This is a genomic window from Nonomuraea purpurea, from assembly GCF_042650645.1.
Taxonomy (GTDB): domain Bacteria; phylum Actinomycetota; class Actinomycetes; order Streptosporangiales; family Streptosporangiaceae; genus Nonomuraea; species Nonomuraea purpurea.
The window spans coordinates 21,160-44,230 of sequence record NZ_JBHSBI010000028.1; the positions used below are offsets into that span (position 1 = coordinate 21,160).

The 23,071-nt window shown below is 65.7% G+C and carries 14 protein-coding genes; 9 read left to right on the forward strand and 5 right to left on the reverse strand.

Annotated features, from left to right (window positions below):
• Window positions 1-33: 33 nt before the first annotated feature.
• Window positions 34-636, reverse strand: coding sequence for a DUF4328 domain-containing protein (locus ACFOY2_RS40135; protein WP_379533351.1), 603 nt, complete (start codon window positions 634-636; stop codon window positions 34-36).
• A 610-nt stretch (window positions 637-1,246) separates the two neighbouring features.
• Window positions 1,247-1,888, reverse strand: a complete 642-nt coding sequence (locus ACFOY2_RS40140) for a TetR/AcrR family transcriptional regulator (RefSeq protein ID WP_379533352.1) — start codon at window positions 1,886-1,888, stop codon at window positions 1,247-1,249.
• A gap of 291 nt (window positions 1,889-2,179) precedes the next feature.
• Here ACFOY2_RS40140 and ACFOY2_RS40145 point away from each other — a divergent pair, with 291 nt between their 5' ends.
• The 4 genes from ACFOY2_RS40145 (at window position 2,180) to ACFOY2_RS40160 (ending at window position 7,425) form a co-directional block, all read left to right on the forward strand.
• Window positions 2,180-3,607, forward strand: coding sequence for an aldehyde dehydrogenase family protein (locus ACFOY2_RS40145; protein WP_379533353.1), 1,428 nt, complete (start codon window positions 2,180-2,182; stop codon window positions 3,605-3,607).
• 107 nt (window positions 3,608-3,714) lie between these two features.
• On the forward strand, window positions 3,715-5,154 hold the full coding sequence (locus ACFOY2_RS40150) for an AAA family ATPase (RefSeq protein WP_379533354.1): 1,440 nt from the start codon (window positions 3,715-3,717) through the stop codon (window positions 5,152-5,154).
• Window positions 5,155-5,731: 577 nt separating this feature from the next.
• On the forward strand, window positions 5,732-6,295 hold the full coding sequence (locus ACFOY2_RS40155; protein WP_379533355.1) for an ArsR/SmtB family transcription factor: 564 nt from the start codon (window positions 5,732-5,734) through the stop codon (window positions 6,293-6,295).
• Window positions 6,292-7,425, forward strand: coding sequence for a retropepsin-like aspartic protease (locus ACFOY2_RS40160; RefSeq protein ID WP_379533356.1), 1,134 nt, complete (start codon window positions 6,292-6,294; stop codon window positions 7,423-7,425). The genes ACFOY2_RS40155 and ACFOY2_RS40160 overlap by 4 nt, the downstream gene beginning before the upstream one ends.
• Window positions 7,426-8,233: 808 nt before the next feature.
• Here the strand turns inward: ACFOY2_RS40160 and ACFOY2_RS40165 are convergent.
• On the reverse strand, window positions 8,234-8,638 hold the full coding sequence (locus ACFOY2_RS40165) for a hypothetical protein (protein ID WP_379533357.1): 405 nt from the start codon (window positions 8,636-8,638) through the stop codon (window positions 8,234-8,236).
• Between the two features lie 265 nt (window positions 8,639-8,903).
• On the opposite strand from ACFOY2_RS40165, the gene ACFOY2_RS40170 reads away from it, so the two are divergent.
• The 5 genes from ACFOY2_RS40170 (at window position 8,904) to ACFOY2_RS40190 (ending at window position 19,856) form a co-directional block, all read left to right on the forward strand.
• Window positions 8,904-9,170, forward strand: coding sequence for an AlbA family DNA-binding domain-containing protein (locus ACFOY2_RS40170; RefSeq protein ID WP_379533358.1), 267 nt, complete (start codon window positions 8,904-8,906; stop codon window positions 9,168-9,170).
• An 87-nt stretch (window positions 9,171-9,257) separates the two neighbouring features.
• Window positions 9,258-10,079 (forward strand): ATP-binding protein, encoded by an 822-nt coding sequence (locus ACFOY2_RS40175; RefSeq protein ID WP_379533359.1) that lies wholly within the window; start codon window positions 9,258-9,260, stop codon window positions 10,077-10,079.
• Window positions 10,076-11,107 carry a ParA family protein gene (locus ACFOY2_RS40180; protein WP_379533360.1) on the forward strand — a complete coding sequence of 344 codons (1,032 nt, stop codon included), beginning with the start codon at window positions 10,076-10,078 and terminating at the stop codon, window positions 11,105-11,107. The genes ACFOY2_RS40175 and ACFOY2_RS40180 overlap by 4 nt, the downstream gene beginning before the upstream one ends.
• A gap of 830 nt (window positions 11,108-11,937) precedes the next feature.
• Window positions 11,938-19,104 carry an RHS repeat-associated core domain-containing protein gene (locus tag ACFOY2_RS40185; protein WP_379533468.1) on the forward strand — a complete coding sequence of 2,389 codons (7,167 nt, stop codon included), beginning with the start codon at window positions 11,938-11,940 and terminating at the stop codon, window positions 19,102-19,104.
• Between the two features lie 95 nt (window positions 19,105-19,199).
• The gene (locus tag ACFOY2_RS40190; RefSeq protein ID WP_379533361.1) at window positions 19,200-19,856 is read left to right on the forward strand and encodes a hypothetical protein; all 657 of its coding nucleotides are present in this window, start codon (window positions 19,200-19,202) and stop codon (window positions 19,854-19,856) included.
• A gap of 366 nt (window positions 19,857-20,222) precedes the next feature.
• Here ACFOY2_RS40190 and ACFOY2_RS40195 read toward each other — a convergent pair whose 3' ends face one another.
• Complete coding sequence (locus ACFOY2_RS40195; RefSeq protein ID WP_379533362.1) at window positions 20,223-21,437, reverse strand: AAA family ATPase; 1,215 nt, start codon at window positions 21,435-21,437, stop codon at window positions 20,223-20,225.
• A gap of 3 nt (window positions 21,438-21,440) precedes the next feature.
• Complete coding sequence (locus tag ACFOY2_RS40200; RefSeq protein WP_379533363.1) at window positions 21,441-23,009, reverse strand: hypothetical protein; 1,569 nt, start codon at window positions 23,007-23,009, stop codon at window positions 21,441-21,443.
• Window positions 23,010-23,071: the final 62 nt, after the last annotated feature.

Below are 23,071 nucleotides of genomic sequence, written 5' to 3' on the forward strand. Positions count from 1 at the left end.
CGGCAAGCGCCTGTCCACCACGACGGCGGCCCGTCAGTAGGCCGGGTAGCCGCCAGGCGCCGAGTGACCCCCCGGCGCTGGGTAGCCGCCAGGAGCCGGATAGCCACGGGGAGGCGGATAGTTGCCGGGGGCGGCCGGGATGGTCGGGTGCCGTTGCTGGGCATCGGTGATCTGGTAGATGACGCCGATCGCCAGCCCGGCCGCCGCCAGCAGCGGCCCGGTGCTCAGCATGTCGAACACCGCGGCGGCCGACAGGCTATCCAGGTCATCTTCGTCGGCGCGAACCGTCAGCCGCGTGGCTACGTAAGTCATCAGGAGGGCCACCACCCAGGCCGCCCACCAGGCGTTGATCAGGACCTTCGACGGCGAGGCCGGGTAACGGGCGCGCGTGGAGGCGTACCAGATGTCGTCCACGATCCGCTTGGGGAACCAGAACGAGATGATCGGCACCACCCAGCCGAAGAACACCCACGGCCTGGTGAGCCGGTGGCCGAGCGGCGAGAGGATCTCCGCGTTCGCTCGCACCCGGAACAGCCAGACCAGGAACGCCACGACGGCGACCAGGTAGGTGACCATCTCCAGGATGCTCGACAGGCGGGTTGCGCTGTCGAGGGCGTCGAGGTCCGCGTCGGACACGGTGCCTGGCTCCGTGGTGAGACGGTGCAAGATCGCTATGTACCAGGCGTCGACCCCCGCCGTGATGACTCCGATGACGGAGTTACAGATCAGGGCGAGCACGGCGAAGAGCGCGACGCCGCGGACCGGACGCAACGGTGGCGGTGGGGGCGGCGCGTACCCCTGAGGCGGGTATGGGTACCCGGGGGGAGGGGGATACATGGCTCATGCCTTTCTGGAAAGGGGAGGCGGGCAGCGAGCCACTATGGCGAGCCAAGGTCCCGGACAGATCGTGGCTTTCCGCACGCACCCGGCTCGCCCTCCTCGCCTCCGACGGTGACGTGCGGAGGGTCGGGGCCCCGCTTTCCATGGCCGGCCGCCTCCTCCGCGGACGGGCGAAGCCATCCTTCTGGGCTGCTGGAACGTTCACCATGGGGTTATCCCTAGAGCATGATCCACACCGCAAGGACCTGATCATCCCCACCGGCAAGCGCAAACTCCCCCGCCGGCGTCTGCCGTGCCCTCCCCGGACAGGTGCCGCGCGGCGGGGCCGATCAGGAACGCGGACCCCCAGAGCTCCGATCCCGCTCAGGGCTGCCTCGCCCAGCGTCTGTACCAGCCTGCCGGGTCCCTAGGCGGGCGGCGGCGCCAGATTCTTGTCCACCAGGTAGCAGCAGATGGTGGCCATCGTGACCGCCGTGTACGTGCTGTCATCCCGCAGGTGCCCAGCACGTTCCAAACTGATCGCCCCCTGGGCCGCCGCCCACAGCGCGTCCGCGATCTTGCGGGGCTGTGTCGGGATCAGGTAACCGGCCGAGATGCAGTCGGCGATCACCCGGTCGAGGATGTTGAGCGCCGCCCGGGCCAGGGTTCTGGCGCGCTCGCTGGGTTCGAAACCGGGGATCGCCCGTTCGAACATCAAGCTGTAGTAGCCGGGCTCGGCCAGGCACGCCTGCCGGTAGGCGGGACCGAGGGCGGCCAGGAGCTCGAACGGGTCGCGTCGCGACGGCACCGCCTCCAGGAAACGGCGGAAGCGCTCGAACCCCTCCAGGTAAAGTGCCTCGGCCAGGCCCTCCCTGTTGCCGAACATCGTGTAGATGACGGTCGTCGTGCATCCGGCCTCGGCGGCGATTCTGCGCATGGTCAGGCTCTCCGGCCCGTCCGACTCGAGCAGGTTGACCGCCACGTCAAGGAGTCGGGCACGGAGTTCGTCGTGACTGGCGCGCTCACCAAGGAGATAAGCGCCCTGTAGCCCCAGGGGCGCCGAGGTCATGAAACCTCCCTCGTGGCCAAGGAGCACAGCGTCCTTGTGACCTCACGTCGTTCGGTCACGGGGCCCACGCCTTTCTGATCGGGGGCCCGCCGCGCTGGAGACCCGCACACGATGACTTAGCCATGGCGGAGATCCCTCAAACCACTCCGCATGGTAAACATCCCGAATTGGGTCTACTTCTGTTACATCATGGGTATACACCAGGGCTTGTACTTAACGGTGAGCCCTCGTGGGAGTCTTGTGCACCATGGTGTAAATCCCCGATCCCCGTCTTGGCATAACGTCGTGAGTATGGACGTGCGTACCTTCTGGCTGGCCGGCCGCGCAGCGACCGGGGACACCGAGCTCACCGTGACCAACCCCCACGACGGCCGCGAGGTCGGCCGGCACTCCGTACCGACGGATGCCCAGGTCGAGGAGGCCATCGCGGCCGCGCAGGCGGTGGCCAAGGAGGCCGCCGCGCTGCCCGTGCACGTGCGCGCCGAGGCGCTGGCCCACGTCTCGCGCCGCCTGGCCGAACGGGCCGACGAGATCGCCCACCTCATCACGGCCGAGAACGGCAAGCCGATCCTGTGGGCCCGCGGCGAGGTCGGCCGGGCCGTCGCCACGTTCCGCTTCGCCGCCGAAGAGACGCGGCGCTGGTCGGGCGGGGTTCAGCGGCTCGACACCGAACCTGCGGCGGCCGGGCGGCTGGCCTACGTCTCGCGCGTCCCGTACGGCCCCGTGCTGGCGATCACCCCGTTCAACTTCCCGCTGAACCTCGTCGCCCACAAGGTCGCCCCCGCCATCGCCGTCGGCGCCCCCGTCGTCGTCAAGCCCGCCCCCGCGACCCCGCTGTCCTCGCTCGTGCTGGGCGAGATCCTGGCCGAGACCGACCTGCCCGCGGGCATGTTCTCGGTCCTGCCGATCGAGAACGACCGCGCCTCGGCCCTCGTCCAGGACCCCCGGCTCCCCGTGGTGTCGTTCACCGGCTCGGCGCCCGTCGGGTACGCCATCGCCGACCAGGTCCCGCGCAAGCATGTCACGCTCGAACTGGGCGGCAACGCGGCCGCGGTCGTGCTGGCCGACGCCGACCTCGACTGGGCGGCCCAGCGCATCGCCCTCTACTCCAACTATCAGGCCGGCCAGAGCTGCATCGCCGTCCAGCGCGTGATCGTCGAGCGGCCCGTGTACGACGCCTTCGTCGAACGCCTCCTGCCCGCCGTCTCCGGCCTCGTCACCGGCGACCCCGCCGACGAGAAGACCCAGGTGGGCCCGCTGGTCTCCGAAGCCGCCGCCGAACGCGTCGAGCAGTGGGTCAAGGAGGCCGTCGAGGCAGGCGCCCGGATCCTGGCGGGCGGCACCCGCGAGGGCGCCACGTTCGCGCCGACGGTGCTGTCCGAGGTGCCGCACGGCGCCAAGGTGGCCTGCGAGGAGGTCTTCGGCCCCGTCATGATCCTCCAGCCCGCCGCCTCGATCGACGAGGCATACGCCCTGGTCAACGACTCGGCGTACGGGCTCCAGGCCGGCGTCTTCACCCGCTCTCTCGACGCCGCCTTCCGGGCGAACCGGGAGCTGGAGGTGGGCGGCGTGATCATCGGCGACGTCCCCTCGTACCGGGCCGACCAGATGCCGTACGGCGGGGTCAAGGACTCGGGGATCGGGCGCGAGGGCCTGCACTCGGCGATGGAGGACTTCACGTACGAGAAGGTCATGGTTTTGACGGGGTTGACGCTCTAACGCTCTGTGCGGCGGCCGTCCGGCACGGATCCTGCCGGACGGCCTTCGACGAGCCGTCGCGGGTTAATCGGGTGCATTCGTTCGCCCCGATCGCGATGATGGGTGCCGTGACCGACATCGAACTCGCCGACGCGCGAGCGCTCGCCGAGAGCCTGCGGCAGGTTTACACCGCGGTGGCCGAGCGGATCGGCGAGGCCAACGCCACCTCTCCGCTGGTCGCGAAGGTGACCGAGCACCTCGGCTGCCCGCTCGGCGACCTTGTCGTCGTGGAGGAGAAGTACCGGCTCTACGAGCACGCCGCGCTGCAGACCGCTGCCGGCCTCTACCTCGACGCCTACTCCCCGGGCGCGCAGTGGTTCGGCATCGTGGGCGGCGAGCGGCGCTGGGAGAGCATCATCAACATGCTGCTCGCGGCGATGCGTGAAGGCAGCCGCATGCTCGGCCGCCCCGACTACGGCACGGCCTCGATCGGCCCAGATACCACGATAGAGGTCGTGCAGCTCGGCCTGGTCGCCACGGCCGCCCCCGACGGCACCCCGGTGGTCATCGGCCTGAGCAGCACGGAGGACTACGACGGCCACAGCCTGCTCACCGTGCTGGCGGCTCGGCGGGACGCGGCGACCGCCGTACGCGACGAGGTGAACCGGCTCAAGCAGGACAACGACCCATGCCGCGGCCAGGTGCTCAGCTTCGGCTTCAGCGAGCACAGGGAGAACGAACTGCTCACCTTCCTGCCCCGCCCCGAGCTGGGCCCCGAAGAGGTGGTCCTGCCGGAAGGACGGCTGGAGGCCATCGAAGAGCATGTCGTGGGCATCGCCGAGCATGCCGACCAGCTCACTGAGGCCGGCCAGCACCTGCGCCGGGGCTTGCTGCTGTACGGCCCGCCGGGCACCGGCAAGACCCACACCACGCGCTACCTCATCGGGCGGCTGCGCGAGCACACGGCTGTGCTGATGACCGGGCCCGCCATGCGCAAGATCGACTACGCGGTGGCGATGGCTCGCAAGCTGCAACCGTCCATCGTGGTCGTCGAGGACGTCGATCTGATCGCCGAGGACCGTAGCCACCACGAAACCAGCCCGCTGCTCTTCTCCCTGCTGGACGCCATGGACGGGATCAGCGGCGACGTGGACGTCACCTTCGTCCTGACCACCAACCGGGTGGAGGCCCTGGAGAAGGCCCTGGTCCAGCGGCCCGGCCGGGTGGACCTCGCGGTGGAGGTGCCGCCGCCTGACGCCGCGGCGCGCGAACGCCTGATCCGCCTGTACGCCCGCAATCGGCCCATCGTGGCCGACACCGTCAAGGTCGTCGCCGCCACCGAGGGGGTCACGGCGTCGTTCATCAAGGAACTGCTGCGCCGGGTCATCCTGGTCGCGTTGCGTTCGGACGAGCGGGTGCTCACCGACGATCATTTCGGCACGGCGCTGCAGGCGATGGCGGGCGACGGCCAGACCCTCACCCGCGCGCTCCTCGGCTCCCAGGAGACGGCGGCGGAGCCGCAGGACAAGCGGGCGGCCACCCGGTTGGGGCCACCCGACTGCTCATGAGCCGAAGCCGGCCCGCCGCTGAAGGCGAACCGGCAGCACCGCGCCGGCGTCAGTCGTCGTCGCGGCCTGCGCCGCGGAAGGCGGACTCGGCGTCGACGATCCTGCGCTGACGGGCGGAACGCGGTCCGGCCGTCCGGGTCGTCGCCCCCTTGAGGCAGGTCCACCGCTCGCGACCCTGGCCTCCTCCGGATTCACGACGCCTCTGAGGCATGGCGCGGAGTGCCAAGTGCCCCGAGAGTGTCAGTGGGCATTGCCGCCGGATGTCAGTGGACTTCCGTCACGAAGGTGTCAGTGGCGGCCCGACGACTAACTGAGGGCTCGCTGAGCTCGGCTGGCCAGCACCGCCAGCGCCGCGCCCGGCGCGCCTCCCGCTTCAGGCGACGACCTCGTCCAGCATGGCGGCGGCCGCGTCCTCCCTGTTGGGCCGCCGGATTAGGGACGCTGAAGGAAGTCGGTGAACAGCCGACAGCGCGACGCTGGATCGCGCACGTCAGCGACCTAGAGCTCACCCACTGCTTGACGGCACATCACCACCTACGTACATTTTCCGATATTACGGAAAAGTGGAAGGGGTCACGTGGAGGATCGTCTGGCGGCGCTGGAACGGCGGATGGACCGGCTGGAGGAACAGCAGACAAGGGCACCCGCCCCCGGACGTCAGGCAACGGCGTCGTCCTCGCTGGAGCTGGTGCGCCACTTCCGGGAACGGGCCGCGGAGGGCCACCCGCCCGGCGAGACGGCCGGCACGGTGGCGTACGCCGGGGCGGCGTTCCTCGGCGGCCACGAATACGTGTGGGCCGGCGAGCATCCGGTCGCCGAACTGATGGCGACCGACTGGACGGCCGCCGCCGGGTCCCTGGAGTCAATGGGCAGCCCGCCCCGGCTGGCGCTGCTCGCGGCGCTCGTCGGCGGGCCCCGCAGCCGGGCCGAGTTGCAGGAGGCGCTGGGCGGCGAGAGCTCGACCGGCCACCTGTACCACCACCTGCGCGAACTGCAGCGGGCCGGACTGATCACGCAGCGGAGGCGGGGCTCGTACGAGGTCGTCGCGCGGGCTGTCATCCCGCTGCTCGCCATCCTCGCCGCCGCGCTCGACGTCAGCCCGGGCACGCTCGCGGACGAGCCGGGACAGGAGCCGGCATGACGCCGTCACGACCCCCCGGGGCACGGCGGGCATGGACGTCGGGGGATGTCGAGGAGGCCGCCCGGCTGGCGGCCGAGGCAGGGGACGAGCACCTGCTGGTTCTGGCCGACCTGGTACGCGGCAGGTTCGAGCGGGCGCTGGCCCGCTACGAGTCCCTCGCGGGCGGGCTCCGGCTCCGCGCGCTCGACAAGCCGGTGGCGCACGCCTGGCTGCACCTGGACCAGGTGGACCGGGCCTGCGAGCACTTACGCCGCCGGCGCCGCCGCATCCCGCCCGATCTGGCGCTGCGGCGCGACCACCCGATGATGGTGAAGGCGGCCGAGCCCGTCCGGCTCCCGTTCGGCGACCACCCGCTGGCCGCGTACCTGCCCGCCGTCGAAGGCACGCTGAACGGCCACCGGACCCTGCTCCACCTGGACACCGGGGGCACGTTCCTGGTGATGGGCACCGAGCGGGCGGCGGCGATGGGCATCGAGACCGTGCCGAACGGCCGCCGCTTCCACGGCGTCACCCGTACGCCGGTCCGCACCGGCATCGCCCGCGAGCTGGCCCTCGGCGGCGCGATGCTGACGAACGTGCCCGTGGACGTCGTCCCCACCCTGACCGGCCCCCAAGATCTCGTGATCATGGGCACCTGCCTGTTGCGGCGTTTCCTGCCCACCATCGACACCCCGGCCGGCCACCTGCTCCTCGCCCCGTGCGGGCACCGCTCCCCGCCCGACGGCACCCGCGTGCCCTTCTACCTGTGGGGCGACCACTTCATGTTCGCCAGGGGCGGTTACGGCCACCACCGCGACCTGACCTTCTTCGTCGACTCAGGCCTGGTCCATGTGCTGGAGGACGAGGACGGCACGACCCGGCAGGCGGCCGTGCTGGCCACCAGATCCCAGTACCGCTCGTGGGGAATCCCACGCGCCGACCTCGCCGCCACCCACCTGAAGGCGGCCCATCCCCTGCGGCTGGGGGCGCTGGAGCAGCCGGGGCACCTCCTGTCCGTCGCTCCCGGCAGGACCGCGCCCTGGTCCCGGTTCGGCGGCGTCACGATCGACGGGCTGCTCTCGCAGGCGTTCCTCGCCGAGTACGCCTGGACGCTGGACTTCGACCGGCACGAGTACACGTTCCGATCCTGAGCCTCAGCGCTGGACAAACTCGCCGACCCAGGACGACCTGGATCGGGTGATCGCGGCCGTGCTCAGCAAACGGCGCATCGCCCAGCTCGGCCCGCCGCTCGGGTCCGGACCATCGGAGGAAATGTAACTCCCAGTAATCGCCTAGGGTTTCGGCGTCAGCGTTCAGCTCAGTGCCCCCACTGGTCACCCAAGTCATGACCCAAGAGCCTTACGCCTCGGCCAAGCGGGTGTTCTGGATCGTCGACAACGGCTCCTCCACCGAGGCCAGGCTGCCATCGACCGGCTGGCCCAGCGGTTCCCGAACGCGATGATGCATTGAGCCGCACGGCGGACTAGCCAAGATCGCGGATCGGTCGCCATCGGCGATCGAAAGGGTGGCTCGGCAGACGAAAGTGGCGGCCGAGTTGCTCATCGGGTCCGAGGGCGGCGGTGTGTCTCATCCTCTCCATGGTCTTCAAACGGCGGGACTGGCTCTGCCTGGAAACTCGGGCAACCGTCACACCCGCAGGACGGTGACGGGGCGGCCGGACGGTGTGGTCGCCTGTTCGAAGCCGCCTCGTTCTTTCCAGGGTGGGGCTTCTGGGCGGCGGTCGAAGATCACCCAGGTGACGCAGCGGCTCGTCCAGGAGGTGTTTGGCGGCGGGCAGGCCGCAGGCTGACGGGTCAAGCCGGCTCAGTCGACGGATCGAGCGCCCAGATTCCTTAAGGTGGGGTCAAGAACTCGGGGATCGGGCGCGAGGGGCTGCACTCGGCGATGGAGGATTTCACGTACGAGAAGGTCATGGTTTTGACGGGGTTGATGCTTTGATCAGTACTGCCAGCTGATCGCTGTGCCGCAGTAGTCGAACCCGTGCTTGTCCGCCACGGCATCCAGGGCCTTCTTCGCCTCGTCGGCCTTGGCCTCTCCGAGGTTGAGTACGCCGATCATGTCCGTGCCGGGGGCGCCTTTCCACGGCGTTGCGTCCTGCCACGCCTTGCGGTTCGCCTGGAGCGCGTCGATCATGCGTGCCCAGGCGTTCCGGAAGTCCGGCGGCACGTCGTCCGCGAACGTACGCTGCGCTTCCCGCGCTGCCGCGAGTTCCTCGTCGATCCGGGGAATGATCGTGGTGCCGCTGTCATCGGGTTTGATGTGCGGGAAGGAAGCCGCGACCTTCCGGACATCCAGACAGGCGTCGTTCGCGCCCTGACCGGACCAGCAGCCCGCCAGGACCAAGACCCCTGCCAGCAGCGCCGAGTGGACAGGGACGAAAACCCTTCCAGAGCATGACGTACGCAAGTCCCGGTCACCTCCGACGTTCACGGTTGAACCGGAGGATTTTCACACGGCAACGTTGGGAGGGGTCCCGAGCCCTACTTGTTAGGAGCGGCGAGCCCCACTACACCACGCCCCAGCGCCTGGCCCGGGCACGAACGAGGTCCTGGATGCCGAGAACGCTGCGCTCGGGACGACGACCAGGTAGCGATGGAACAATGGCGGCGTGGCTGATCTCGCGGATGTGCTTGGTGACCAGGAAAGTACGGTTTTGGAGTTCAAGGAGTCCGCCAATGACGGCAAGAAAATCGGGCAAGCGATCTGTGCCTTGGCCAACGACTTGTGCGGTCGAGGTGGCGGGGATCTGCTCATCGGTGTGGACAAGCATGGACAATCACTGACTGGTGTGAAGGCCTCTGACAGTGATCTGCTGAAGGTGACCGAGCACCGCGATAGCGGCAAGATTCTGCCGCGGCCCTCGATGACCGTCTAGAAGGCCACGTTCAAAGGAAAGACGATCATCCGGGTCAAGGTCGAAGCGTCGGCAGCACCCCCGGTTCGCTACGACGGTGTCGTTTGGGTGCGGCCGGGGCCAACCACCCGTAAGGCCAACAGCGACGATGAGCGAATTCTGGCCGAGCGCCGACGAACCATCGATGGTCCCTTCGATGGAAAGCCGGTTCCGGCGAGCACACTCGCCGATCTCGATCTGCGGCTCTTCCAGTCCACCTATCTTCCTTCCGAGGTCGCCCCAGAGGTGATTGAGGAGAACGGGCGTCCGGAATTGCTCCAGCTGAACAGCCTGCGCCTGGCCGACGCCACTGGCACACCCACCGTGCTCGGCTTGCTGGTTCTGGGTTACGACCCAAGCGCCTTCATTCCCGGCGCTTACCTACAGTTCGTCCGATATGACGGAGGTGATATGGCCGCCGGCATCATTGACGATCAGGAACCGCGGGTAAACGTGGTTGACCTTGCCGAGCGATTGGAAGCCCTGATCAGAGGTCATCTCCACACTCGGGTGGTGGAACAGACCGGCTTCCGCGAGCGCCCGCAGCCGGATTATCCTTTCAGCGCCCTGCGTGAGGTCTGCATGAACGCGGTAATGCACCGTAATTATGAGACCTCCAACGCGCCGATCCGTATCCTGTGGTTCGCGGACCGGATCGAGATCTCCAACCCCGGCGGTCCTTACGGGCAGGTACGTGAAGACAATTTCGACCGAGTCAACGACTATCGCAACCCGTCCTTGGCGGCCGCAATGAAATCCCTTGGCTACGTAAACCGCTTCGGCCGGGGCATTTCCCGAATACAGGCAGAACTTGATGCCAATGGAAATTCTCGGGCGGAGTTCAATGTTGATGCCTCGTCGTGGTCGGTTACTCTTAGGGGGGCATCATGATCTCTATTGCATTTTTCAACAATAAAGGGGGTGTGGGGAATACGACATTGATCTATCATCTGGCCCACATGTTCCAACGGCTTGGACATCGAGTGCTTGCCGCTGATCTCGACCCCCAGGCGAACCTCACGTCGGCATTTCTAGGCGAAGACGACATGGCCATTCTCTGGGCTGAGACAGAGAGTCCGGCATCGGGTGCTGAACAGCCTACGACGTTCGCGCCGATAGCCCGGCGTATTACCCGAGAAGCCGGCACGATGGCGGCATCCGTCCGGCCGATCATGGAAGGGCTGGGGGACGTCGAGTTCTACCAACCCACCAGTATTGTGGACGGACTATGGTTGGTGCCAGGCGACCTCGAATTGAGCGCCTTCGAGGAAAAATTTTCGGAAGCCTGGCCGCGTTGTGTCGTGGGTGCGCCCGACGCGCAGCGTACCATCACCGCGTTCTATCGCGTCATCGATGACGCTGCACGTCAAATCGATGCGGACATTGTCCTGATAGATGTGGCACCCAACCTGGGGGCAATCAACCGTGCTGCGCTACTGGCCGCAGACACAGTGTTGATGCCGCTTGCTGCGGATCTCTTCTCGCTCCGAGGCTTGCGCAATCTCGGCCCCGCACTCCGCGACTGGAGGACGACGTGGCAGAGCCTGGTGTTGCCCAAAACTCCTGAGGCTATCCCTGCACCGTCCGGCGAAATGCGGCCTCTGGGTTATGTAATCATGCAGCCCACTATGCGACTGGATCGGCCGGTCAAGGCGTATCAGCGGTGGCTGGAACGCATCCCAAGCGTGTATGCGGATTCTGTTCTGAACAAGGCCGCCGACAGGCAGTCTTATGAAATTGCTACCTTGCGGAATTACCAGAGCCTCATGCCGCTCGCACACGACGCACGCAAGCCGATGTTCGACCTGAAGGCCGCTGACGGCGCATTGGGTAGCATGCAAACCTACGTGCACAAGTGCCGTGCTGAGTTTCAGCAGTTGGCCGAGAGCGTGCTGGAACGCCTGGTTGATGTGGGATGAAGTTGCCTTTCACTGGAGAGGAGTTACGGAAAGGGCGTGGCGTGCTGACTTTCAACTGGACTATTCCCGCAATCGGGATCAATGCGGAGTGTTGAGGAAGCCAAACGGGTTGGCTGTCGCCGCCGAAGAATCGGCGGCGGCTGTGCGCGGTCTGCGGATGCAGCGGAGCGCTCGGCGCTCGCTGCCGAGCAGGTCGCCGAGATCGAAGCAGTGCGGGGCATGCAGTCGGCGGTTGCGTGGGAGGTGACGCGCGAGTCGCAGTTCGCCGCCTATCTCCGGAACGCGGGCGCCGAGAGCGTGACCGGCGTGACGGTTGATGCGGCCGTGCCCGGTTAGACGAGGCTCCGGGCGGGGTGGCGCTGGAGCCGAGCGCTTCGGCCAGGGCGATGCTCAGCTCGTCACTGGTGCACGATCCCCTGCCGGAGATCGGGATGATCTGGGATGGCGCTCCTTCGCCGGTCCTGGTCCTGTCCCTCCATGGGGACCGTCAGCGAGAACGTCGTGTTCAGACATTCGCTTCGTTGCTGTCTGATTTGTTTGTTTTGTGGTGTTGGGTGGCCTCCCATCTGGTTCGTCGCATTCCGTAGTGTTCGGGTGACTAGTTTCGATCTTGTTCTGGTTTGGTTGATCGTCTTACGCTTTGCCCGTTTGGTAACTCGCTCCGAGCCGCGCGTGTCAGGGCCGATGTGGTCTGTGCCGGGTGGGGTGGAGCTTCGTCCGGCGCCCCGTCGGGGTGCCCTGCGTGGTTCGGAGTGTGACGGCGTATGCGCCGGAGTTTGGCATGGCCTCGTGCTGCTCGCGTCCGATTCGGCCTGGTGTTTTCCTTGTTAGTGACGGCGCTGCCGGGCCTCTTGACATTGCAGACGCAGCCGGTGGCGGCCGATGCAACGACGTCGACCGTCACGACGTCGACTGGCGGCATGCCGGCGACGCCCAAGCAGATGATGGGCAGCGCAGCGAACCTGCCTTCATCGGTGTCGGCCGATGCGACGCGCTCGACCGCCGATCCGGGGACGCCGAGGATGAAGGCGGCGCCGGTGGATGCGGTGCCGGGGGAAGTGCGTGAGGGGGTGGTCCGCACTAAACAGGCCGGTCCACTTTCCCAATTGCTGACGCCCAAAACATCTTCTGCTACGACCTCGGTGGCGGCCTCGGATCCGCCGTGTGGCTCGTATTCGCCGTGGCAGCGCAGCGTGTACGTGGCCTACGGCACGTATGTGTCATCCGACCGGCGGGTGTGGAAGGCGATTCAGAACATCCCGGCCAACCTGAATTTCTATCCACCCGAGGAGGATTCGACCGGCTGGCAGTTGATTGGGGATTGCCCGTTGCCGCCGGCGCCGACGATCAGGTCGATGTCGCCGGCCAACGGTGCGCAGGTCATGACGACAGAGCCGACGTTGTCCGCGACCGCGACGACGTGGCCGGGCGGGTCGATCGGCTATGAGTTCGAGGTGTGTGACAGTCCGTCGATGTCGAGGGGTTGTATTACCGAGGATCCGTTGTACAACTCCTGGACGGTTCCGAAGGACACGCTCGGGTGGGGCCGCCAGTACTGGTGGCGAGTGCTCGTCAGCGACTCTTCGACGATCGGCGGCAAGAGCCAGTACTCGCCGACGTACACGATGGTGATCGGGGTGCAGCAGCCGTCGATCAATTCGCAGTTGTCGGTGCGCGGCGTCAATGGGCAGGAGTTCAACCAGGCCTCCGGCAACTACACCACCACGTTCACCGATGCGCAGGTGGCGACGGTGGGTCCGCCGTTGTCGGTGGTGCGCGCCTACAACAGCCTGGATCCGCGCCGCGTTGGGGCGTTCGGGGCGGGCTGGTCGACCCGGTGGGATATGCGGATCGTGGCCGAGAGTGTGCGGGGGCGGGAGGCGGCTCTGGTCACCTACCCGGACGGCCGTCAGGTGCGGTTTGCCAAGAAGGATGACGGTACGTTCCAGCCGCCGCCGGGCATGTATGCGACCTTGGCGAAGAACGCCGACGGCACTTGGCGGTTGATGGACAAGTCGTCCACCTCCTACCGGTTCGACGCCACCGGCCGGCTGCTGAAGGTGACCGACAGCCGGGGGCGCAGTCAGGAGTTGACCTACGGCACTGACGGCAAGCTCGCGAAGGCGACCGCGACCGGGGGCCGTTCTCTGACATTCGTCTGGACTGGCGCGCATGTCACGAAGGTGTCCACCGATGAGGTCGACGGCAAGGCGTTGAGCTGGAGTTACACCTACAACGGGGACGCGCTGGAGAAGGTGTGCGACCCGACGCAGGCATGCACTCTGTATCAGCTGAACAACGGGTCGTTGTATCGCAGCGCGGTGCTCGATTCCGACCCGATGAGCTACTGGCGGCTGGGCGAAAGTACCGGGACGAGTTCCAAGGACCTGGGCTGGCTGGGCGACGACGCGGGCTACATCACCGGCTACACCCTGGGCAAACCGGGCGCGCTGGCGGGCACCGCCGATGCCGCCGTGCAGATCGCGGCCTCGTCTAATCCGAACATCCGTCTGTCTTCCGATGCCATGTCGCGGATCGGTGCGTGGGGGTCGGTGGAGACCTGGTTCAAGACCACCGCCACCGGCACGCTGGTATCGACCAGCTACGAATACCCGAGCAAGATCGAACCGCTGCTGGCGGTGACCAGCACGGGCAAACTGTCGGCGACCTTCCAGACCAATTCCACCCCGATCGTGACGGCCTCCTCCGTCAACGACGGGCAGTGGCACCATGTGGTGTTCACCGTCGGCGGCACCGTGCAGACGCTGTATGTCGACGGCCAGCAGGCCGGGACGGTGACCGAGCCGCTGGCCGACATCTCTGCTGGCAAGGGGCTGGGCCTCGGTGGCGGCCTCGCCGCGACCGTGGATGAGGCCGCGGTCTATGATCGGCCGCTGTCGGCGGTGGAGGTGGCCGGGCATTACGCGGCCAGGGTGGCGGCGGCGCACGAGCTGACGAAGATCACCTTGCCGTCGGGGCGGGTCTGGGCCGTCAACACCTACGACGTCTCCACCGAGCGAATCAAAACGCATACCGACCAGCACGGCGGTACTTGGCAACTGGCCGAGCCGACGCTGGACCGCAGCGCGGGCACCTCCACGGTGGTGGTGACCGACCCGAAGAACAAGACGCTGAAGGCCGTCCACGACATGTGGCGCGGCTACCGGCTGAGCTCCAAGACCGACCAACTCGGCAAGATCACCCGCTACGACTATGACACCAACGGCTTCCTGTCGAAGGCGGTCGACGCCAACGACAACGCCACCACGTTCTACAACGACAAGCGTGGCAACACCTTCTCCACTCAGACCTGCCGGACCTCCAGCAGTTGCCAGGTCTCCTATACCGAGTTCTATTTCAACAAGGATGACCAGTTCGACGCGCGTAACGACCGGGTGCTGAAGACCCGCGATGCCCGCTCGGCCAATAGCGGCGACAACACCTACGCGACCGCCTTTGAGTACAACTCCTATGGTGAGCAGACTAAGGTGACCGCCCCGGTCACCACCGGCTTCCCTAACGGTCGCGCAATTAGCATTGCGTATACCGATGGTAGCGAGGCGGCCATAGGTGGTGGCCTCACTCCAGCGGGTCTGACCGCTTCCTTAACCGATGCCCGGGGCAACACCTGGATCTATCGCTACACCACGGCGGGTGACCTGGCGGAACAGGCCAATCCAGCGGGCCTGCTGACCAAACTGAGCTACGACGTGCTCGGTCGCGTACGCGAGAAGTCCGAGGTCTCGCAGGCGCACCCGGACGGGTTGAAGACCGCCTTCACCTATGATGCGCTGGGGCGGCTGTTGACGCAGACCGAGCCTGGGGTCAAGAACGAGGTCTCCGGGGTTACGCACACCAAGCGCACCACGAACGCCTACGATCCGGACGGCAACAGGCTGAGCGAGACGATCGCCGACCTGACCGGTGGCGACGCAGAACGTTCGACCGTCTACACCCACGACGGCTTGGGCCGGGTGGAGACGGTCACCGACCCGGGCGGTGGCGTGGTGCGGCAGACGTGGAACAGCCTCGGCCTGCTGGCCACGCTGACCGACGCCAGAGGCGCCGTGGTCGACTACGCCTACACCGAGCGTGGCCAGTTGGCCTCGCGCACGTTGAAGGGGTGGACCGGCAGTCCGGTCAACCCGGAGCCGACCAAGGATGTCGTGCTGGAGTCGTTCACCTACGACGCCGGCGGGCGCCTGGAATCACAGGTCGATGCGATGCTCCGCAAGACCACGTACAAGTATTTCAAGGACGGCCTGCTGGACGAGAAGATCGCCAGCGCTGCCAAGCTGAACGAGCCCACGAATCCTCCACAGAACGTGGTGCTGGAGGATCACACCTACGACGCGGCGGGCAACGAGATCAAGCTGGTCACCGGTGGAGACAAGGCCATCACTACCGAATCCGTCTACGACGCCGCCGGTCTGCTGACTTCGCAAACCTTCGACCCCGGTGTGTTGGCTCGCAAGACGGCGTTCGTCTATGACGCCAACGGCAACGTACTCAAGACCACCCGCACCGGTGCAGGCTCCACCCGGGCCGAGATCATCGAGTATGCCTACAACAAGGTCAACCAGGTCACCAAGACCACCGTGGAGAACGGCGATCAGGACCTGGTCTCCACCACCAGCTACGACGATCGCGGCCTAGCCATCACCAGCACCGATCCGCGCGGCAACGTCACTGGTGCGAACGCGGCCGACTTCACTTCCACCATGCGCTACGACGCCCTCGGCCGACTGATCGAGGCGAGCGCCCCGCAGGTGAAGGTCGACAAGGCAGCCACGTCCACTGACGCGCACCCCACCGCCCGCTACGGCTACGACACGCTCGGCACCAAGACGCACGAGACCGACGCCGAAGGCCGCACCCTCACCTCGACCTTCGACAGGGCCGGCCGCCTGACCAGCCAGAGCGCGCCCAGCTACACCCCGCCCGGCGGGACCGCCGTCACCCCTGCCACATCACACACCTACGACGCGGCCGGGCAGTTGATCTCCACCACCGACCCGCGCGGCTACACCACCCGGTTCGAGTATGACAAGCTCGGCCGCCAGGTCCGCGTCACCGACCCCGCCCCAGACGGGGAGACCGCCGGGACGTGGGTGAGCGAGTACTACATGTCAGGGGAGATGCGCGCGACCGTCGATCCCACCGGCGCGCGCAGCGAGGCCACCTACGACGACCTGGGCCGGCAGATCACCGCGACGCAGATCGAGCGCAAACCGTCCACCGCGTCCTACACCACCACGATGGAGTACGACCAAGCCGGCCGGCTGGCCAAACAGACCGCTCCGGGCAACAAGGTGACCAGCTATACGCCCAACGCAGCCGGTGAGATCAAAACCATCACAGACCCACTGAGCAACAAGACCTCCATGGAGTACGACCTGGCCGGGCGCCTGGTCAAGACGACCGACCCGAACCTCAACGCCAGCGTCGCCGAATACGACCTGGCCGGCCGCAAGACCACAGTCAAGGACCTGAACTCCAGCGGCGGGGTGCTGCGCACCTACAACTACGGCTACGACCTGGCGGGCAACCCCACCAGCGCCACCTCCCCCGAGGGCCATGTCACCAAGCAGACCGTTGACGCGCTGAATCGGGTCACCTCGCTCATCGAACCGGTCTCCGGCAGCGAGTCGATCACCACGAGCTTCGGTTACGACGCCGCCGGCGCCCGCACCCGGCTCACCGACGGCCGCGGCAATGCCACCTGGACCAGCTACAACAGCCTCGGACTGGCCGAAACGGTGACCGAACCGGCCACCACCGCACACCCGGACCCGGCCGACCGCACCTGGACCTACGTCTACGACAAGGCCGGCAACCCGACCGCCATCATCCAGCCCGGCGGTGTCCGCATCGACCGCACCTTCGACCACCTCGGCCGTCTCACCAAGGAGACCGGCGCGGGCGGCGGCGCGGCAAGTGCCGAACGCACCCTCGGCTACGACCTGGCCGGACGCCAAACCGTCATCGGCGACCTGACCGTCGACTACAATGACCGCAGCCTGCCGCTCAGCATCAAACGCGGCACCGTCCAGCAGACCGGCTACAGCTACGACGCGCTCGGCAACCCCCTCCAGCGCGTCGATGCCGCTGGGACCGCCACCTTCACCTGGGACGGCAACAACCGCCCGGACACGGCGACCGACCCGATCACCGGCCGGGGGATCACCTACGGCTACGACCCGGCCGGCAATCTCGTCTCACTGATCGCCGCCACGGGCACAACCACCACCGACACCCAGAGTTTCACCTATGACGACATGGACCGGCTGAAAACCCAGACCCTGACCCAGGGCACCGTCAGCGGCCAGCAACTCGCCAAAATCACCTACGGCTGGGACAAGGACGACAACCTCACCACCAAAACCACCGCGGGCACCGCCGGAGCAGGCACCAACACCTACGGCTACGATCACGCCGGCCGGCTCACCTCCTGGACCGCCCCGGGCGGCGCGGTGACCGCGTATGAGTGGGACGCCTCCGGCAACCGCACCAAGGTCGGTGACAAGGCTTTCACCTACGACGAGCGCAACCGCCTGACGTCGGGGGACGGCACTGAGTACGCCTACACCTCGCGCGGCACCCTGGCCACCAGCACCAAGGCCGGCGCCACCACCGCCTACACCTTCGACGCCTTCGACCGGCTCATCGCCGACGGCGACAGCCTCTACAGCTACGACGCCCTCAACCGAATGACCAACCGTATCCGCGGCACCGCCAAACAGACCTTCGCCTACTCAGGGCTCGGCAACGACCTGGCCGCCATCACCGACAGCAGCGGCGCTGTCCAGGCCAAGTATGCCCGCGACCCTGGTGGCTCACTGCTCGGGCTCAAGGAGGGTACTGGTGCGGCCGTGGCGACATTGACGGATCTGCATGGTGACCTGGTCGCCACCTACACCGCCACTCTGCAGACATCCACGGCCTACGATCCCTTCGGCACGGTCATCGCGCAGACCGGCCCAAAGACGCAGCTTGGCTACCAGGGCGAATACACTGACCCAGACACCGACAAGATCAACATGCACGCCCGCTGGTACCAGCCCGGCACCGGCACCTTCACCAGCCGCGACACCGCCACTCTCGAACCCAGCCCTTCCATCCAGGCCAACCGCTACACCTACGCCAACGCCGCACCGCTCACTGGCACCGACCCTACTGGTTTCGCCACCGTCATCAACGACGGCGCGACGGGAGGCGCATGGGCTTCGCCCTATATACCAGGGGCGGACTATCAAACAGTCGTGCAAACCTATGCTAAGTACGGCCTCATAATAGATGAGGATGCAGGAAGCGGGCTATGCACCGGAACCCGTTGTACTTCCCGAACCGAAGAAAGCGGGCCAACAGCCTGTGATATCCGGGAATGTGTTGGAGCCGTCATTGGCGGGTTCGTTGTAGTCATGGATCTGCTGGATATCAAGAGGCAGAACGTCTTGCCCAATGGTACGAGTCTACCGGAAGGCTTCTTGGGGCTCGACAACGACAAGAGGGAATATCTTCTGAATCGCATCTACGACGGGATGATCGTCAGTGACAATGACGTCGAACGTATGATGCAAACCCTTCGGAATCCCAATGTGTTCGTCGTCGGAGATGAACTCGTCATGGCGACATCAGCCGGTGGGCCTGGTGGTGGTAGAAGAAGAGAGGGGGAGAATGGGCCTGCCAGGAACAGCTCGGTCTGGTACCAAACCAAGGCAGAGGCCGAAGCGGCAGCAAGAGCTCAGCATGGAAAGCGTGAAGGTAACCGGCGTATGGTGTTCCGACCGCAAGGGAACTGCGTGGGCCATTGTCATGTCGACTACTATGTGGGGAAGAGGAAGGTGTTCACCATGCACTACCGGTGGTGGAGTACTGGAGGAACGACAGGAAGAGCGCCGACCGCCTCCGTAGACGGCAATAGAGCGGGTACTCGGGGCGGTGGTCGAGGCGTAGGCATCGTCGGAGGTGGACGCTCCAGAGTGAGTCCAAGATAGGAGGTTGCGGATAGGAGGGGTGGATTTGAAGTATTCGTCCGCTCTCCTGTAGGGCGTTTGAAATACAGATGTAATAGGCGCGATGGAATGAGTAAATGGTAAATCATGATCGAGGGCAAGGTCGCGAGAGCGAAAGCGCGAACGATTTTCGGAATGCGACCCAGGGGCTTATCTCAAGCCTTCAGAGTGGTCTACATGTGATTGAGGAAGGCGTAAACTCCCCGAATTTTTCACAGGCTGCTTGCGAAGAGGGCCTCATCGAAGCGTTTCGCGCATACAGTGAAGCGTATGAGCGACTAACGGGCAATAATCTGTTGCAGGCATCTAATATGTCTTCGTCGAACAATTCTGCGACTTCGAAAAGTGGCGGCTCTGGCGGTAATTTCATTTCCATTCTGTCGCGCATTGATTATTTCGTCGAAGACTTTGAGGGGCTAGTATCGGAAGGCCGCGAATCTTATCGCCGAATGAATTCGGCTACAACGCCAGGCGAGGCAAGGTCCGAAGTCTCTGATGCGGCGGACGCCATATATGAAATCCTGCATGAGAACGGCGATCAGGTCCCCTTTCCATTTCCCGCTGGAATCCCAATTTCCGGAATCATTTACTTTCTAAAAATAGATGAGCCAATGCTGAGGGATCCTCATGATTGGCCGTCGAGGCCGTTTGGAGTCGCGGAAGGAGAAGAGGATGACCTTCTGTTTGCTCATCGCGACGTGTTCATGCCATCAGGGAACCCTGGCGAGCAATAATCTTCTTTAGCCTCAATCCAGATCCTCCGCAAGCTACGCTGTAGTCCTTCCAAGGTCGGCCACTTGTGCAAGGTCATCGCCGTCCTTCAGAACCATCGCGTCGCGCAGGCCGCATGAGGATGAAATCGGTTCATGGATACGTGATAGGTCGATGCGATCTTGTGATCGGGTACCGGCGCAACGAGAGCAATTGCTCGTCAGCGCCGTCATGACGACCTGTCCAAACGTATCGGATGGACGATCGTCGGGCACGCCGGAGACCGCTCGCCTGCAGCCAATCAGCGGTTCGCCGATCGTTGCGGACTTCGCCCGCGAGAACGATGATCGGTCTCTGTCTCGCTTTGGCGCGGGTTCCGTTCAGACGGCTCATAGATCACCGCCCAGAGCCCCCGAAAACCAGAGCTCTCCGAGTGGTAGCCCTTCACCGGCGTGGACGATTGTTTCGACCTTGCTCCTGGAGATCGCCGGAATCAGGGATGAGCCGTCGTCGCCTCGTTCGCAGACGATGAGTTCCTCCGGCTTGAGCTGATTGGCCAGCGCCGGCGAATGGGTGGCGATGATGAACTGCGTCATCTCACCCGCCTCGCGGATTCGTTCGACCAGCAACTCCACAGCCTGCGGGTGAAGCCCGTAATCGATCTCCTCGACACAGGTCAATGTGGGTGGGCGCGGATCGTGCAGCATGGTGAGCAGTCCGAGGAGTCGGATGGTGCCGAAGGAGGCGTCCCGCAGCGGCGTCGGTTCACGTAGCCCGCGCTCCTGCAGCATCGCCAGAACGGTGGGCTGATTGGCCAGCCTGACATGGTGGAACTTGATGGCCTTCAATTGGGGGAGTACCTCGACCGCGTCGGCTTCCAACCGTTGCCACGCATCGGGCTCGTTGGCGCTCAACAAGAGGAGGAAGGCCGAGAGGTTGGAGGCGTTATTCGCGATGCCATCGCCGGCTTTGAGGGGCGCGGGAGTGGGGCGCGCCGCCTCGTTCACATCCACGTCGAAGACCCGGAAACTAGCGAGAAGGCCCGCCACTTCGGCCGTGATCGGCCCGAACCTCTCGTCACTCAGCCGTGGCAGCGTGGACAGCCCACTTGTCGAGGGCTGAATCCTGATCTTGTCGGCTGTCGTGAGGTCCGCTGCTTGGGCGGTCACCGAGCTGCCCAGAACCGTGATCGTTCGCAGCCGGTGCTGTTCTGCACTGGACTGGAAAAGCTCCTCCCTGGTGAACGGGGTTCCGGTGATCCGCAGACTGTACTCGTCCCCAGGTTCGCCTGGCTCGGATGACCATGATCCCTTGATTCCGATCCGGATATGCCCGGCCGGCTTGGCGCCGCCGTGGAAGACGAGCCGCTCGAACCCTCCCCGTTGGTCCAAAGCCGGGACGATGTCCGTGTGCACGATGTCGGCCAGGAACCGGAAGACCTCCAGGACGTTCGTCTTGCCCGCGCCGTTCGGCCCGACCAGCACATTCACCGGACCGAGTGGAAGGGTGACCTGTCGCAGGCTGCGGAAGTTGTCCACCTCCAGAGAGAACAACCGATGATTTGCCGTCATGCTGTTCTCTCGCCTGGCTTCATCGTCGGCCACAAGTCACGCAAGCTGCGTCTTTAGCCCGTGAAACCGCAGGGTCTCGTCCAGTCGGCGAACGTGGCTGTCTTCGGCCCACGGCTCCAGATGGGCCCGCACCCTTCTGAGCTGATCGATCGGGCGGGCCGAACTGTGCTTCGCGGCGATGCCGGCGGCCTCCGCCAGCCTGCCGGTCGCCTCCGGGATCTCCTTGGCCAGGATCATGGCCTCGGCGTATTGAACGAGTGTGAGCGCACGGTCCTTCTTGAAACGCGGATCGAGCCCGGCCAGCGACTGCTGAGCCGCCGCCACAGCAGGTCCGGCCTGTCTCAACCACATCAGCGACCGGGCTGCCTTACTCTCGATCATGGACGGCGAGACCCAGTAGAGGAACGTTGGCTCGGAATCGCCCGGCGCGGCAGCCAGTGCCATGGCGCTGTCGCGTGCCTGGGCGCTTGCCAAGGCTTTGCCTCCAAGGGCGTGGGCCTGGGAGGTCACCGATTCGGCCTGTGCTCGCAACAGCTTGCTCGGGGATCGTGCTGCCCAGCCCCTCGCGGCGAAAGCGTGGTCCAGAGTCGTGGTCACCTGCTGTCGGTGGGCGGCCATCATGCCCATCCAGCAGTGCAGGAAGCCGATCAACGTCGGATCGCCGAGTTCGAGCGCGGCTCTCAGCCCATCGTTGTAGGCGTGCTCGGCCGCTGGGTAATCAAGCAGGTCATAGGCGAGATAACCGGAGAGTTGGGACAGCTGTGCATACGAACCCAGGAGCCGATCTCGCAGCATGGGTGGCATCGACTCGCGAGCAAGTATCTGGGAGAGTGCCGTGCGATGCCCAGTCACCACGGGAAGCAGGGTGGCCGGCCCGAACTTGTCGTCGGCTTGGCGGGCGTGCATGGTGAGTTTCTCGAAGGTGCGTGCCGTCGTCTCGTCCACGCGCCATGTGCCGCGGAGCACTCCGGCCAGGCGCGTTTCCTCGTCGGGGGTGAGGATGCGCAGGAAGTCGAGTGCCTTGATTCCGCCCAGGACCAGGGCCAGTTGGAAAAGCAGTTCCCGTCGTTTCACGTCGGTCTCCTCGACGTCGATGGCGTGCAGCAGTCGCACGCACGCCGATGCGTCCAGGAGCGACGTGTCGGTGGGGGTGGCCGCTGCGCTCGGTTCCATGGTGACACGGGCTTCGCGTGGACGATTGGCGTCCAGGTCGCGGAAGTCTGCGCCGTCTATCTCGTCCCGGTCGACGCCGTTGTAGGTGCTCAGGACGTCGTCGGTGACCAGGTGGGCGGCGGCGGTTTGATAGATCTTGGCCAGCATCGCGAGGAGTCGCGCGGACGGGCGGCGGCCCGCTTGCGGCCACGTTTCGAAGTCGTACAGCCGAGCTTCTCGCATGCAAGCCGTGCCTGCCGGGTCGGCGTCGTTCACCATGGACACCACCTCGGCGGCGGTCCGGTCGTGGGCCAGCCGGTAGCGGCGCAGCGGGCTGACGTCGTGCGTGAGCGAGAGGACGTCGGCGATCTGGTCCCACGTGAAGCCCTTCTCACGTAGGCGGTTGCTCCAAGAACGGGACAGGGACAGCGCTCGCTTGCCCTCACCGGACATCACGCTCACCTCTCGCCTGGGGATGCATACGCATTGTACTTGCGTGGTCACGGAATGACCGA

Excerpts from the sequence above, each read along its gene's own strand:
- ACFOY2_RS40190 (WP_379533361.1), top strand. The coding sequence starts at position 19,200 with ATGGTAAATCATGATCGAGGGCAAGGTCGCGAGAGCGAAAGCGCGAAC.
- ACFOY2_RS40180 (WP_379533360.1), top strand. The coding sequence starts at position 10,076 with ATGATCTCTATTGCATTTTTCAACAATAAAGGGGGTGTGGGGAATACG.
- ACFOY2_RS40140 (WP_379533352.1), bottom strand. The coding sequence starts at position 1,888 with ATGACCTCGGCGCCCCTGGGGCTACAGGGCGCTTATCTCCTTGGTGAG.
- ACFOY2_RS40200 (WP_379533363.1), bottom strand. The coding sequence starts at position 23,009 with ATGTCCGGTGAGGGCAAGCGAGCGCTGTCCCTGTCCCGTTCTTGGAGC.
- ACFOY2_RS40160 (WP_379533356.1), top strand. The coding sequence starts at position 6,292 with ATGACGCCGTCACGACCCCCCGGGGCACGGCGGGCATGGACGTCGGGG.
- ACFOY2_RS40145 (WP_379533353.1), top strand. The coding sequence starts at position 2,180 with ATGGACGTGCGTACCTTCTGGCTGGCCGGCCGCGCAGCGACCGGGGAC.